General features: G+C 36.1%; 14 protein-coding genes. 3 read left to right on the top strand and 11 right to left on the bottom strand.

Translation table 11 applies throughout. The features are described from left to right. Positions 1–23: 23 nt before the first annotated feature. Positions 24–1,145, bottom strand: coding sequence for an AI-2E family transporter (locus IGK21_RS04305; RefSeq protein ID WP_010719694.1), 1,122 nt, complete (start codon positions 1,143–1,145; stop codon positions 24–26). Between the two features lie 142 nt (positions 1,146–1,287). Here IGK21_RS04305 and IGK21_RS04300 point away from each other — a divergent pair, with 142 nt between their 5' ends. Continuing rightward, positions 1,288–1,722: a GNAT family N-acetyltransferase gene (locus IGK21_RS04300; RefSeq protein ID WP_010719695.1), complete on the top strand. Its 435-nt coding sequence runs from the start codon at positions 1,288–1,290 to the stop codon at positions 1,720–1,722. A gap of 128 nt (positions 1,723–1,850) precedes the next feature. On the opposite strand, the gene ntdP is transcribed toward IGK21_RS04300, so the two are convergent. From ntdP to recX, 3 genes are all read right to left on the bottom strand, one after another. Continuing rightward, positions 1,851–2,384 carry a nucleoside tri-diphosphate phosphatase gene (gene ntdP / locus IGK21_RS04295; RefSeq protein ID WP_010719696.1) on the bottom strand — a complete coding sequence of 178 codons (534 nt, stop codon included), beginning with the start codon at positions 2,382–2,384 and terminating at the stop codon, positions 1,851–1,853. Positions 2,385–2,477: 93 nt separating this feature from the next. Then, positions 2,478–3,659, bottom strand: coding sequence for an A/G-specific adenine glycosylase (gene mutY, locus IGK21_RS04290; RefSeq protein ID WP_081128626.1), 1,182 nt, complete (start codon positions 3,657–3,659; stop codon positions 2,478–2,480). Continuing rightward, on the bottom strand, positions 3,652–4,449 hold the full coding sequence (gene recX, locus IGK21_RS04285; protein ID WP_181914871.1) for a recombination regulator RecX: 798 nt from the start codon (positions 4,447–4,449) through the stop codon (positions 3,652–3,654). The genes mutY and recX overlap by 8 nt, the downstream gene beginning before the upstream one ends. A 107-nt stretch (positions 4,450–4,556) precedes the next feature. On the opposite strand from recX, the gene rlmD reads away from it, so the two are divergent. Further along, a complete protein-coding gene (gene rlmD / locus IGK21_RS04280) occupies positions 4,557–5,954 on the top strand; it encodes a 23S rRNA (uracil(1939)-C(5))-methyltransferase RlmD (protein WP_181914870.1) in 1,398 nt (465 codons plus the stop codon). A 163-nt stretch (positions 5,955–6,117) separates the two neighbouring features. On the opposite strand, the gene IGK21_RS04275 is transcribed toward rlmD, so the two are convergent. From IGK21_RS04275 to IGK21_RS04265, 3 genes are all read right to left on the bottom strand, one after another. Then, on the bottom strand, positions 6,118–6,798 hold the full coding sequence (locus IGK21_RS04275; RefSeq protein ID WP_181915171.1) for a YcjF family protein: 681 nt from the start codon (positions 6,796–6,798) through the stop codon (positions 6,118–6,120). 386 nt (positions 6,799–7,184) lie between these two features. Then, positions 7,185–7,763: a lytic polysaccharide monooxygenase auxiliary activity family 9 protein gene (locus IGK21_RS04270; protein WP_010719701.1), complete on the bottom strand. Its 579-nt coding sequence runs from the start codon at positions 7,761–7,763 to the stop codon at positions 7,185–7,187. A 77-nt stretch (positions 7,764–7,840) separates the two neighbouring features. Beyond that, positions 7,841–9,394 carry a carbohydrate-binding protein gene (locus tag IGK21_RS04265; protein WP_181914869.1) on the bottom strand — a complete coding sequence of 518 codons (1,554 nt, stop codon included), beginning with the start codon at positions 9,392–9,394 and terminating at the stop codon, positions 7,841–7,843. Between the two features lie 329 nt (positions 9,395–9,723). Here IGK21_RS04265 and IGK21_RS04260 point away from each other — a divergent pair, with 329 nt between their 5' ends. After that, positions 9,724–10,194, top strand: coding sequence for a TspO/MBR family protein (locus tag IGK21_RS04260; protein WP_010719703.1), 471 nt, complete (start codon positions 9,724–9,726; stop codon positions 10,192–10,194). A 54-nt stretch (positions 10,195–10,248) separates the two neighbouring features. Here the strand turns inward: IGK21_RS04260 and IGK21_RS04255 are convergent, their stop codons facing one another. The 4 genes from IGK21_RS04255 to IGK21_RS04240 form a co-directional block, all read right to left on the bottom strand. Continuing rightward, on the bottom strand, positions 10,249–11,466 hold the full coding sequence (locus tag IGK21_RS04255; RefSeq protein ID WP_010738153.1) for an LCP family glycopolymer transferase: 1,218 nt from the start codon (positions 11,464–11,466) through the stop codon (positions 10,249–10,251). Between the two features lie 346 nt (positions 11,467–11,812). Next, positions 11,813–13,297 carry a Mur ligase family protein gene (locus IGK21_RS04250; protein WP_034698897.1) on the bottom strand — a complete coding sequence of 495 codons (1,485 nt, stop codon included), beginning with the start codon at positions 13,295–13,297 and terminating at the stop codon, positions 11,813–11,815. A 31-nt stretch (positions 13,298–13,328) separates the two neighbouring features. After that, positions 13,329–13,568, bottom strand: a complete 240-nt coding sequence (locus IGK21_RS04245; RefSeq protein WP_034698894.1) for a hypothetical protein — start codon at positions 13,566–13,568, stop codon at positions 13,329–13,331. A gap of 22 nt (positions 13,569–13,590) precedes the next feature. Further along, positions 13,591–15,255, bottom strand: coding sequence for a hypothetical protein (locus IGK21_RS04240; RefSeq protein WP_081204215.1), 1,665 nt, complete (start codon positions 15,253–15,255; stop codon positions 13,591–13,593). Positions 15,256–15,279: the final 24 nt, after the last annotated feature.

The following is a 15,279-nucleotide window of genomic DNA, read 5'->3' as shown; positions in this document are numbered from 1 at the left end:
AATTAGTCGGAATTGCTGATACGTTATTCCAATGTCGTTGCAATTTTTTTCTTTTTTTCATTTTGCTGGTCTTCTTTAACAATTTTGATGACATAAGAAATAATCGTCTTACAAATGGCATAAAACGGTACACCTAAGAAAATCCCGATCAAACCAGCAATGTTTCCTGCTACTAATAACACAATGATGATCGTTAGCGGATGGATTTTTAATGATTTTCCGATGACATTTGGATAAATCACATTTCCATCCAATTGTTGAACGATCAAGACAACGACACAACAAAGCAGTGCTTTAACAGGATCATTGAATACTGTCACTAAAAATGCTGGAGCTAAGCCTAGGTAAGGACCTAGATAAGGAATCAAATTAGTCAAACCAGCGATGACGCCAAATAAAAAGGCATAATTGACCCCTAGAATCAGATACCCCAAAAAAGTAAATGTTCCGACAAAAAGACATTCAATCGCTTGACCACTAATGTAGTTAGCTAATGTTTTGTTCAATTGACCAAGTAATTCAACAATTTGATCTCTTCTCTTTTCAGGAAAGAATTTCTTGACTGTCGGAACCATTTTTTCTCCATCTTTCAACATATAAAACAAAATAAATGGAGCTGTGATGATTACGATTGTAGCAGAAGCGATCGTACCGACAAGCGATCCTAAGCTGTTTGAAATCCCGCTGAGGAACTGTTGGATAATCTTAGCATAAGAAATATCTAATTGATTCAAATAATGATTGATATCTACTTCTTTGAAGATCGGTAGTTGGGCCATATTATTTAACCAAGTCTCTACACGACTAATAAAGTCAGGAATATTCGATGCGATGGATGAAATTTGTTGGATCAAGCTAGGAATCACGCTGAGCAAAATCCAGATGATCGCTGCGACAAGCAAAAGTAATACGATTGCTACCGCCCAAATGCGTTTGATTTTGATTTTCATCAATAGTTTGACAATAGGGTTCAACAAATAATACAAAAATCCAGCAATCAAGACTGGTGCGAATAATGTTGAGAAAAACGTTCCAATTGGTTGAAAGATAAAATTGATTTTTGAAGAAACCAAGATCAACGTGGCGATAATGAGTAATTCGCAAGACCAAAACATCAATTTTGATTGTTTCAATTTTTCAAACAATATACTTCCTCCTTTCGTCTTTTTTACTAGTATATATTATTTGTGTGAAAATTTCTTTTATTCTTACTGCTATTTGTTTTTTTATCCACTTTTCATTTTATTTTCTTTACAGTATACTAAACGAATGAAAGGTGGGTTTCGGATGAAAGTCGTTCAAACAAAAGATACATTAAGTGATATTTACCTTGATGCCGTTCGTATTAGAAACCAAGTTTTTGTCAAAGAACAAGGCGTTCCTATAACTAGAGAAATTGATCAAAATGAAGCACATTGCATCCACTTTGTTCTTTATTCAGACCAAAATCTACCTTGTGGGACTGTTCGGCTATTACCATTAGAAAATGGAAAAATGAAGTTACAACGAATGGCGATTCTTGCAGATTATCGTCATCAAGGATTAGGTCAAATTTTAGTAGCTGAAGCTGAAGCTTTCGCCAAAAGTCAAGGATATAATACGATTTTGCTAGGCGCCCAAGCAACAGCTGAGAATTTCTATAAAAAATTAGGATTCACTGCTTATGGAGAACCATTTGAAGATGCTGGTATTGCTCATATCGCAATGAAAAAAGTTTTTTAATTATTGACAGGCTATCAAAGCAAGGATCATCCCTTGTCCTTTTTCTTCCATCATCAGTGTCTATGTTGAAGAACCCATAGCAAAAAAGCAGTAAGCGCAAAACTTTTGCGCTTACTGCTTTTTTTTGTTTACTTGCGCGACAATTGCTTGTAACGGTTATACCAAATATCAATATAGCCTTCGGAGAAAGGGCCCTCACCATTATTGATCCAGTCAACCAAGATCTTCACGTTTTCTTTTAGGATGAAGTCGATATCATTCGGATAATTCATCATTTGGCTATGCATCTCATATTCATCGACATCTAGTAATCGTTTCTCTCCATCAGGAAAAACTTTGATATCTAAATCATAATCAATATACTTCAATGCCTCATCGTCCAGCAAAAAAGGTGAAGCTAGATTACAATAATAGGAAACCCCCTTTTCTCGAATCATTGCTATTACATTGAACCAGTACTTTTTGTGAAAATACACAATTGCTGGTTCTCGAGTCACCCAACGACGTCCATCAGACTCTGTAACTAGAGTATGATCATTGACACCGATCATCGAATGCTCACTTGTTTTTAATACCATGGTATCACGCCACGTTCGATGCAATTTGCCGTCATGTTTGTAACTTTGAATCGTTACAAACTCACCTTCTTTTGGGACTCCCATAGCAACCCTTCCTTACGCAGCATCTCATGCTTTGTGTTTGGGTGTTCATTACACCGACATCGTAATTATTATATCAATAAAAAAGAGCTTTGCCTAGAAAGGATTACTATTGTTTCGATTTTTCTCTAATTGTTCGTTTAATTTGACCTGTACTTTTGGAAAAGCCACGTTATCGAAGTCTTCTGGTAATAACCATTGTGTTATTTCAGTTTTAGGAAATTTGTCATTTGATTGAGAAGGTATTCGACCGTAAAATAGTAATACGTGCCATTTCAAATGGCTAAAGATATGCGTTACCTCTCCCAAATGCCGCTTTTGCCAAATCAATTGTTCTTTAAAATGAAAGGGTAGCTCCGTTTCTTCTTCTGCAACTTTGTCTTGATCGAATAAGCTTGGTTCATGAGATTGAGCCCATTCAGCTTGCAACCATTCGTATTTCTCTTTTGTGACTTCGACCATCGGGAACGTCCACATGTTTGCTAATAACCTTTGCGTATGTCGTTCCTCAAAATAATAGGCTCCAGCCTCATTTTGAATCGCTGCACACACATAATAGACATCTTTCGGTTTGGCTTTCTTTGTTTTTACTGGAAACGAGGTTTGCTCATTTTTTTTGTAAGCTAAGCAAAATGATTGGATCGGACATGATTCACAATTAGGCGAAGTAGGTGTACAAATGGCCGATCCTAGGTCCATCATTGCTTGGTTAAACTCACCAGGATGCTTCTCATCAATGATCCTACGCATCGCCTCATCAAAAATTTTCCGACTAGAAGCTTTGGCGATGTCAGCTTCAATACAAAATAAGCGACTCACGACTCTCATGACATTCCCATCGATTGCTGGTTCTGGCAAGCCAAAAGCAATACTTGAAATAGCGCCTGTAGTATAAGGACCAATCCCTTTCAATGAACTGATTTCTTCTGGTGTTTGCGGCATACGTCCATCAAATTCTGTCATGATCTGTTGGGCAGCAGCTTGGATATTTCGAACGCGAGAATAATACCCCAATCCTTCCCAAGCCTTTAAAAGTTTTTCTTCTGGTGCCGCAGCTAACGCTTCAATCGTCGGAAACCATTCCATAAAGCGATAAAAATAAGCAATTACCGTATCTACACGGGTTTGTTGGAGCATGATCTCAGAAATCCAGATACGATAAGGATCACGATCATAGCGCCAAGGTAGATTGCGTTTTTCTTTTTCGTACCAGCCAACAAATTGCGTTTGAAACTGTGCGATTTCCTCTTCCGTCCATTTTTCCCATTCTTTATTCACTTGCTTCTTCCTTTTCTACGATAAATCGTTGGATCATTTCTAAATCAAATCCTTTTTGATATAAGCTTTGTTTGATTTTTAAATTACGTTTTTTCGGTTCAAATCTCTCATTTTTACGCCATAACTTGTCCCCTTGTGAAACTAATGCTTCATATTCAGCGTCTTCATCCGTTTCTTGTGGTAAATGGGCGATGGCTTGTTGGATCGCCTCTTGGGTGAATCCCTTTGTCATCAAGTTTTGTTGAATTTTTCTAAAAAGTTCTTTATGACTTTTCCCATGATTTTTATTGAATAATTTTTCTGCCGTTTGCGATGCTATCGCTATTTGTTCTTCTTCTGGATATTGCAACAGCGCCTGCTCGATGATTTCCGGTTTCAAACCTTTTTGTTGTAATTGCTGAGCTATTTTTTTTGGTCCTTTGTCACTTAGTCGTACATTTGTCCGCACGTAGTTTTCACCATAGACGAGGTCATTGATCAAATCTAATTCCTTTAAACGATCCACGATCTTATTACGGTCAGCTAGTTCTATCTCTTTTTCTTTCAAATAAGTTCTAATTTCTTTTTCCGAACGCAATTGATAACTTAGATAATTGAGCGCTTGTTGGAGACCAAAGTCAAACCCACTACTTTTCTTGATTTCCTCAATTGTTTCTTCTGTTAATTCTTGTCCCTTTAACAAGCGGTAACGCACCAAGATATCTTCTGAAACCTTCAAAGAATCCCCTTCAGATAATTCGACTTGATAAAATGGACCTTTGCCTTTACTGATCCTAGTAACTGTTATCATTGAGTTACCTCCTCGAACGTATATTCTTATCATAACATAGAAAATCCCCATCGCTATTAATAATATGTTAGAATAAAACCACACTATTAGAAAAAAGGAAGATACTTATGACAGAAACCATTGTCAAAAACGGCCAAACCATCCCTTTAAAAATCAAACGACTGGGTATCAACGGTGAAGGGATCGGTTATTTCAAACGTTTGATCATCTTTGTCCCTTATGCACTACCCAAAGAAGAAGTCCTTGTCAAGATCACAAAAGCAACACCTCGCTATGCGGAAGCTCAGTTACTCAAAGTTAAAAAGCAAAGCAAGGATCGAGTGGTTGCGCCTTGTCCAGTGTATTATGAATGTGGTGGCTGTCAGCTTCAACATTTAGCATATCAGGCACAACTTGATTTCAAAAAAGATTTGCTTATGCAAGCGCTAGAAAAATTCAAACCGGCTGGCTTTCGTTCTTACGAATTACGTCCAACGATTGGCATGGAAGAACCATGGCATTACCGAAACAAAGCACAATTCCAATTAAGAAAAAATAAGAAAACACAACAAATCGAAGCTGGGCTATATCAAGCAAATTCCCATGAACTTGTGCCATTAATCGATTGCTTAGTTCAAGAACCACAGACACAGAAAGTGATGAATACGGTCGTCGAGTTATTGAATAAGTATGACCTTCCTATCTATGATGAACGGAGCAACAGCGGCATTTTTCGGACGATCATGGTACGTGTTGGAATAAAAACGGGTGAATTACAAGTTGTCTTTATTACTCGCAGTCAAAAATTTCCACAAAAAAATGCAATCATCCGTGACATTAACCAACAATTGCCAGAGGTTGTTTCAATCATGCAAAATGTTCAACCTGCTAAAACTTCTCTCGTAATGGGCGATGAAACAATCCACCTTTGGGGAAAAGATGCTATTGAAGAACATCTCAATGAAGTTACTTTTGATCTCTCACCACGAGCTTTTTTCCAGTTGAATCCGCAACAAACAGAAGTCCTTTATAATGAAGGAATCAAAGCACTCGCGATCCAACCAAATGAAACGATCGTAGATGCTTACTGTGGTGTGGGAACGATTGGTTTAAGTGTAGCAAAACAAGCGAAAGAAATCCGTGGAATGGATGTGATTCCTCAGGCTATTGATGATGCACGTAAAAACGCTCAACGTTTAGGGTATACTAATACCCATTATGAAGTTGGAACTGCTGAAGATTTATTACCAAAATGGCTTGAAGAAGGATTTGAACCAGATGGGATCATTGTCGATCCCCCTCGTACAGGGCTTGATTCTCAGTTGATTCAATCGATCCTCAACTATCCGCCAACGAAATTAGTATATATTTCCTGCAACGTCTCAACCTTAGCACGAGATCTGGGACAATTAAGTAAGAAATTCAAAGTGGAATATTTGCAGTCAGTGGATATGTTTCCCCAAACGGCTCGATGTGAAGTCGTTGTAAAATTGACTAGAAGATCAAGTGTTACCAGCAAAAATTAGTTGAACTTTTTTCGGTACTTTTTCTGCTCGTCTGACTTAACCCAACCTAAGTAAATAAAAAACATCCAAAACACAGCTCTGTGTTTTGGATGTTTTTGTTATGCAATAGTTCATGATTGTCCACTTTTTTAATTCTTACTAATTCAATTTATCCACTAAATATTTACTTTTTGATACTTTTTAATGCACGAAACAATGTCTGGGATTGTCCTTTGAATGACATGACTTGTTCAAATATATCTTCCCCATCATTCAGCATCTTTACGGTGGTCCACCCTAGTGATTCGGTGATGGCACTTGCAACGGTGGCATTGATCGCTGCCCCTGTAACAGTTCCAACTGCTGGTACAAATTTGACAATATTTCCGACAGTACTTCTTCCTAAACTGACTACTACAAGTTCTTTAGAAACACTTTTCCCTAAACTTTCTGACCAAGGTTGTCCAAAAAGTTTATGTAGCCGAGCCATCATAGTCAATTGAACTGGAACTAATAAAAACGCATCTGAAAAAGGGATCGGGGAGCAACCGATAATTGCAGCCGTTAACGAAGCCGCGTGAATGATCCTATGACTTTTTTTGCGTGTCGTTTCATCGACTCCTTTTAAAAAATCTTTAAATACATGATCAAATTTTGCTTGATTTTTTGCAAGGATTTTTTCTGCTACGATTTTCGATTGGTCATAAGCATTAAGGATCACTCTAGCTGATTTTTGTGGCATTTTTTTTAACACTTCAGCAAAGAAAGAGTCGAACTCTTGCTGCTCAAGTGTTTCTTTAGCAAGTGGTGCAACATGATTAGTTTCATCGCTTGTATCTTGCGTATTCTTCTTAAAAAATCTCATCATACTTTTCCCCCTACTAAAAACTACCAATACTCCATTTAATGAAGCATTGTTGTAGCTCTATCATACATTAAACCTTTCCTTAACCAAAATCATTCACTCATGAACAAAAGAAGGTTGAAACAACAATGTTTAGCATCAATAATTTAGAACGAATTTCCGAAAACTGCTTCTCAAATTTAAAGATGAAAATCTCGAAACAGCTTCTCATGTTTTGAAAAATTCAGGCTTATTTCGAGGAGCTGATGATTGAACACCATTTACACATTTTTAGAAATAAAGAGACTGAAGCAAGTTTTGCCTCAGTCTCCTACACTTGTCTTTGAATAATTGGTATTTCTAGCACAGATTCGCTGAAATTGAACCCAAAAGATTCTTATGCTTTATTATTGAATATTCGCATCAATTACTTGATAAAAGGCATTGGTTGTATCACTAATATTCCATACAGCCAAGATCACGTGATAGCCTTTACGATCTTTTGGAATATTGATTGTTTGTTTGACAGTTTGTGGCGGTCTTGCACCTTTGTCATCAATTTTTGATATCAATTCAAAATCACTGATTTTCAATGGTGCATTAGGATTCCAACCAGTTTTAGTGATATAGTAATCCCAAGTACTTGTACTATGCTGCGCAGTTAAAAACCAAGTAATATTCAAGTTGCCAGTATTGATGATATTTTTATGCCATCTAGTTGCTGTTTGCTCATCTAGTGGCTCAAATCCAGTAACCCCAGCACTTGCTATTTTCCCATCGATAAAGGTATTTTTTGGTGCTTCAATACTTTGTGGCTCCCACTCTGCTCGTCCAACATTTTGGTTCAAATTACCAGCTGCTGCAGTTCCGAAATAAGCACGACTTCCAGGTGAGGTAATATAACCATGAGCATAGCCAGATGCACCAAATCCAAACAAACCTAACATAACAACGCCAACAAACATTAAGATATTAACCTTTTTCATGATGAACCTCCCATTCATTGATAGGTTCATTGTAAGCGCTTTTAATAAAAGAATCAAACATTATGCTTTTATAACTTTTAATAGATTCTTACCCATAAAGCTTCTGTAATATCTGGTTCCCATCCCTCAGTAGCTGGATGTGGTTGAATACAACGATAACGATGTCCCTTATAGGTAACGATATCGCCTATTTTATATGATTTTCCGATAACCCAAGTATCACCTTGCGTACTTTCACTTGTGGTTTTCACTGAGATTGCTTGGCTAAAGTCAGAGGTTCCTGCAGCGTTAACTGCTTTAACTTTATAGCTGTAGGTTGTATTTGCTTGTAAATTTTGATCTTTAAATGTATTCGTTGCACTTGTAGCGATGCGAATATTGTTTCGATAAACTTCATAATGAGTGACTTTTTCTTTTGAAGCATTATTAGTCCAGTTTAAAGTCACTGAATTTTGCGTAACATTACTACTAGTTAAATTTACCGGAATGGATGGTTTAGTTAGCGTTTCTACTGGGTCATTTTCTCCACCAGTCGTTCCATCAGTGAATTGTTGGGCAACAGTTAAGAACTCATATTGATTTTTGACTTGACCTTGACCACCATCGACCATGGCATCACGGTTCATTGACCAATAAGAAACCATCCCGAGTTTTCTTGATTTTGCATGTTGGACGATTTTATTGAACATATCAGTTGTAAAGTATGGATGTGTGTCTCCTTCAAATCCAACGGAAGGGGTTGTTCCTAATTTAGCATAAGCTTGAGCATCAGTTAACGTTTTGTTCGCATAACGTTTGTAGTAATCTTGTAATTGTTTTTTCGTATTGTCCACTGCATCTAGTGAACCTTGCGCATAATCGGGAACAACGCTACCGTAACACATCGTCATGATATTAACGGTAGTTAGATCAACACCTGCCTCAAGATAGGCTTGCAAGACAGATAAACCTGTAGATACCAATCCAAAGTCCATCACTGGTAATGTAAGGGTCACACTAACACCTGTTTCATCTTGGACTTTTTTAATCGCTTTAGCATTAGCTAAATTATGCGCATAATTCATTGCCCCAGCTTCTACGTCGAAATCAACACGAGTTAATCCATAACCATCAATAATTTCTTTATAAGCATTTGCTAAAATGGTTGAATCTTGTGTTGTTTCCCAAAATGCGCCAGAATTTAGACCACCAAATGATACAGCAACATCGCCACCAACTTCTCTTAATTCACGAATGGATTTTTTGATTCCTTCATATTGCCATTGATCGCTATCACTTTCGCTTAAGCCTCCAAATCCACCCCAAGCCCAGTCGATCTTACCATTTTTAATACCTCTTGATTGCATGAATCCTAAATTGAAGAATTTTTGTCCAGTGCTTTTTGCCACTGCAGCTAAATTAAGCGCTCCGTTATTTGATAGATTGTTGCCTGAAACATATGCCGTCATATCGACAAATGGTGCTACTACTTGATCCGCCCATTTGATTCCTTGACCAACGCCAAAACCAGCTTGCTTGTTCGTACTTTGTTCTGTCGCAAATGCCTCTTCCATATTCAATAATAATGGCGCAATCATCAGACTACAAAGAGCTGCTCCCGCTAACATTTTTTTGATTCTTTTATTTCTCATATCTTCTTCTCCTCTCGTGATCAGTGCTATTATCATCCGTTTTGTAATCGATTACATATATTATCTTATCAGATAAATAACATCAAAAATAACAATAAATTTGACAATTAACGTTATTTAATCTAATTGACTGTTTTCTTTAATAATGTTCGGAGTTACAACATTACAACGACAATGCTTTTCTTTATTCAATAAGAGATAGGGGTTAATATTCTAATATAATAACTGATTTAAAATAACTAAACCAAAAGCATAACCTTCCAAATCAAATTCAAGTATGTTTAAAACGTTCATGGTAAACTAGAATTATAGAAAGGAGTTAAAACAATATGGCTATACTGAAAGATTATCGTTTTTGGGTTTGTACTGTTGGCATAGTGATTTTAGGTTTCTTATCGGGGATACTAAGTGGTAATCCAGGTAGTTATTATTATTCACTTGAGCTACCTCCTTTTGCACCACCTAGTTGGATCTTTGGTCCTATGTGGACAGTGCTATATATTTTAATGGGAATTTCGTTATATTTACTATTGGTAATGAAAAACAAAAGGGTCAAACAAAAATTAATTACATTATTTGTTATTCAATTTGTATGTAATTTTATCTGGTCTGCTTTGTTTTTCAACTTGCAAAACACCTTAATTGCTGCACTAGATATTACTTTATTAGTGATCCTTCTCTCCATACTGCTTTATCAACTATGGAACCACTATCGCTTAGTGATGTGGTTACTGGTACCATATTATCTCTGGGTATTATTTGCTACGCTTCTCAACTATTCTATTTTATTTTTAAACTAGTAAAAAAAAAGCATCCGCACAGTCGGTTATGACTGTTGCGAATGCTTTTTTTACTTAATACCCATTTCCATAATTATATCCTTGTTCATTATTTTCTTGTTGGTAAGTTTGTTCATTGTTTTGGTTGTAATTCTGATTGTAGTTCTGATTGCCGTACTGATCATAATTTTGATCGGCGCTTTGATTGTATTCTTGATTATACTCGTTGTACTGATTTGTTGTTTGCGAATTTCCTGAATAAGTTGAATTATTCTCACTTGTCGCAGTCTCGTTCGAATCTTCAGCGGATTGCGAGTCATTGTAGAACATGATAGAAGCATTGTCATTTTTTAAATTAGGTAATGTCTTACTTGGTTTGATGTTTAATTGTTTTTTCAATTCGTTTTGGATACTTAATAAATCATTTTCACCTAAAATTTGATAGTAAATACTATCAATGGTTGCATCTTTACCTTGCAATTGATCTTGTTTGATCGTTTCAAATGCTGGTGTGTAATTAGTTGCTACATCTAGCATATCATCCCAATCTAGGTCAGTTGTGACATTTTTTTCGACCGCTTTTAAAATTTTCCGATAATTGCTGACGCCATCTAAACTCAATACTTTATTAACAATTTTAGTAACGACTTCACGCTGTCGTGCTTGACGTCCGATATCCCCCTTAGGATCTTCGTGACGCATCCGTGAATAAGCAAGGCCTTTCTTACCATCTAATACTTGTTTACCTACAGGAACATGAACACCATCTAATGTAAAATCAATTTTATTATTGACTTCCACACCTCCGACAGCATTGATCAAATCTTCCATTCCATCTAAATTAATGGTTACATAATGGTCAATGGGGATATCGAGTAACTGTTCGATTGAGTCCATGGCCATTTCAACGCCTCCAAAAGCATAGGCGTGATTCAACTTATCAACAGTACCATGACCAACGATATTGGTATAGATATCACGGTCTAAGCTGACGATCGTTGATTTTTTTTGTTGGGGATTCACCGTTACCACCATCATTGTATCCGATCTTCCTTGTTCGGTTCTACCTAATCCGCCAGTATCCAGTCCTAACAAAAGGACAGAAAAAGGTTCTTTGTCGTCAATACTCACTTTATCTTTACGCTTTGTTGACTGACGATTCGATCCCTTGGATATTTGATTGACTGTTTGGTTTGCTTCACCCATGAGTTTAATTCCATAAGCTGAGACTCCGCCAATAAAAACAACGAGAATTCCCAGTAAAGCTATTACGACTTTTTGCCACCGCTTCATAATGCACCTCTATCTCACATTTTCTTAAAATATTTTCTCATACAACTAATAAATCAGCAAACTACCTATTTAATCATAATAAAACTTTAAAAAAATAGTCGTGAATAAAAAACTAATTAATATGTAATTTTTTGAATTCTTAATTATCATACCATAGCATCATTACAGAGAAAAGCTTGAATCTAAGTATTTCAAAACGCTTTTATTTTGAAGCACTGAAATGCCTCTTACTCGTTCTCTTTCTTAATTACAATGGTCATCTTGGATCTGTCGTTTTATTTGCAAAAAAAGAAACGATGCCATTCAGCAGACATTGTCTCTTTTTTACAAATTGATACCACCTATTTTATACAGCTTTTAACTGTTTTTTATTAGCGATTTTACGGATGTAACGATCTATATCATGAAAATCACTCCCTGTTACAGACCCCTTCGCTAAAATTAGACTGTCTTCGATTAGTAATTCCTCTAGATAATCACTTAACTCTTGTAAAGTAGCGAACCATTTGAATCGTTGATCTTGTATTTGTTCTTCCTCAAAAATCTTTTTAAAATGCTCACCATAACCTAAGATATGATCTGCTCCACAATGTTCCATCGAATCTTTCAGTGATTCATGGATTACTTGTGCAGTACTTCCTAAGTCAGCAATCTGTCCAAGTACCAAAATACTTTTTCCTTGATAAAAGGTTCGAACTTCATCAAAATAATCGATAGCATTTTTCATCGCAGGCAAAGAAGCATTATGGGTGTCGTCAATAAATGTGAAATTCGTTCCATTCAAGGAAGCATAATTCGTTTTATCGAGAATCTTAGACAATGGCTTAAATGTAGTAAATGCTGGCAGATACGATCGAATGTCGCCTTTTATTTTCCAGACTGTCAATAAAGCAGCAAAAGCATTAGAAATCATACCTGCAGAAGCAACTGACAAGTTCATCGAAAATTCTTGTCCTAAAAAAGAAAATAAAATTTCACAATACTCTCTTTCTTGTCTCGTTTCAATTAAGAAGACATCCTTTGTTTGATCATACAAAGAGTACGTGAGAATCTCTGCTGTTCTTTTTTTGGCTGCTGTCATTAGAATCGCTAGTTCTTCCTCACCAATATCTGTATTGATGATTGCAGTGCCATCTTGCTTCAGTCCTTCAAAAATTTTTGCCTTATGTCGTGCCACTCCGATAGTATCTTTTAATGAACTAAGGTGTGCTTCTCCAATTGAGGTTACAATCGCAATCTCTGGTTGCACTAAATTAGACATTGATCCAGTGTCATAAGAGTTCAGCGCATTGACAGAGACTTCTAAGTTCAACATATCTGGCTCACTTACTAGCTTGCTTAGGTATAGAGGAATCGCAAAACGAACATTGTGGTTCCCACGATTTTCTAACACTTTTTCATTTTGGAATAAATGTGAGATCATCATTCGTGTGGATGTTTTTCCTGCCGAACCAGTGATTGCTACAATTGGTTGTACATAATTGCTTCGGATTTTCTCTGAAATTTGTAGTAAAAATTCCCAACTATTTTTAACAATAAATTGAGGCGTTCTAACAGCTGGGTCATCAATGGGGATTTCAGTAATGATTAAACCAAACTCATTTTCCCTTCCTTTGATTTGCTCGTTCCCATCTCGCCAAGCCACTGTCTTTCGATTGATGTAACTTCTTCTTTCTGGTGTCAAACAAACAAATGCTGTGGTATTATAATTGGTTCTTTTGTTTAAATGTCCAGAAAAGTACTCAAAGTTGTCAATTATTTGATCAAGATGGTCGTACTTTTGTAAATACGCACCATCGATATCAGCCAATAATTCTTGGATCTTCCACATTCTTTTACACCTACTTTGTTCTAGATTCTCTCTACCATTTTCCTCGTCTTGGTCTTGCTTGATTCACATACCTTGTTGCTGTTTTTTCAATTCTCTGTGGCGAGTCATCTTGGTCTTCTTCCCAAGGATATAACCCCTCTTCATTTTTTTGATACTGACTCCAATCATTTTCTAAAGTTTCTGATTGATGGTCTTTTTTCTTTTTCAGCCGAAACCCTAAATAGGAAAGACCAATCAATGCTAAAGCAGCAAATCGAATATAACCAACCATTATCTTCACTCCTCTTCTCTTTTTAAAGGCATAAGTAATTGATCAAACCAGATAGAAAATGCTCTGCATCATCTATTCTCATACGGAAACGATCATGACGCGCAAAAAAACCATATTTGATCACTTGCGGTTGTTTGAAAAACTGTGCAAACTCTGGAAACATGACTCCTGTTGTGATTTCATGTAACACTCTTTTTTTCATTACCGTATTGATTCGTGCTTTCGTTTCAAAAAATTCTTTCTCTATCGGAAAAAGCTTATCTTTTAAAGGACTTCTTTCTAATTTGCTGATCATTTTTGAGGCTGCTACTAGTAACTCAAGCATGGTTGGATAAGCTGTATCTCGTTGATCGATAAAGTTGATGTTGACCATTGCATTCTTAATACCAAATTCATAGTAAGTATCTTTTTCTTGATATTTAAGCATCTCATTCGTTGCATAACTTAACCAGTGATCATGGTATTTTTGATAATTATTTGCGACAAATTGTTCCATCAATCCTTCACAAATCTCAAAAATCTCAATTTGTTTTAAAATCGCATGTGCTCTTAAGAGGGAAAACAGAATTTCACCATCATAATAAATAATTCTAAAACGCTCTTTTGTCATTAATTCGGCATTCAACACATGAATCGTCTGATCATCTGGAGTGATAAATTTTTCTGAAACAGTCGTGATTAAACGACTAAGGGAACTATGAAAGATGGTCTCTTTAGTCACTTCTGAATATTTTGCCAAAGCCAAGATTGCTGTCGCCTGGGCTCCTAACTTATACTCTACTTCTTTATTCAAGTAATCTTTAATCAACAGCTGACCATTGACTTCAGAAGTAAGATTTTCCAATCCCCATAGTAATCCTTCTTTGACTCGTTGCATCAATTCCTGGTCGGATAAATATTCTGCCGATTCAGCTAATGCGTACAAAGATGAAAAATGGCGAACCGAATTATACCCTTTTAGTAACTGATCATAGCAAGGATAATAGCCATAAATGAATTTACCAGTAGGAGTCAACTGTTTGGTTAAATAATTCGTTCCTTGTTCAATCACTAGTTCCGTAATATCATCAAGATTTTCTGTAGTCACTTCTCTGACTTGATTGCCATTGCCATAATCTTTCAAAGGGAATACTTCACCATTTTCAAAATAGAAGGAGGCTGTTTCAAAAAAATAACACTTTGAACGCTCTAAGTAGCTTAAATCACTTTCTTCACGTCCATATTTACGCTTAACATAGCCACGGTAATTTTGGGAATCAATGTGTAACTCAGGATGATTTTTTCCAACTATATGTGCTTTACTTGGTTTAATGATTGCATTTGCTACTAATTCTTCTTTTAAAAAACTTCTTTTTCTGATTCCATCTATTCGCAAATTAAAATCGATGTAATTATTCCTTTTTATTTTGTTTAACCGTTCTTTGACTTGTTGAAAATCAACTTGCTCTTCTTTCGTCACTACATCCAACCTCAGATACGTTTCTGTCTCAAAATGATAGGTTCGATAAGCTGTTAGAAAATTATTCCAAATTGTTTTTAGATTGTTTCCGTAAAATTCATAAGTCTTACCACGCTTACTAAAATCTCCTACGGATACGATTAATAATTTTTTCTCCGTATGAATGACTACTTTTTCAAGTACTTCTTGGATGGTTGCTAAATCATTTTTATCTGTTTGAACTGGCATAGACTCACCCCTATCAAGAATAAA

This window comes from Enterococcus sp. DIV1421a (assembly GCF_051711025.1).
Taxonomy (GTDB): domain Bacteria; phylum Bacillota; class Bacilli; order Lactobacillales; family Enterococcaceae; genus Enterococcus_B; species Enterococcus_B hirae.
The sequence above is the reverse complement of the archived record's forward strand: the minus strand, read 5'-3'. Positions and strand labels throughout refer to the sequence as shown.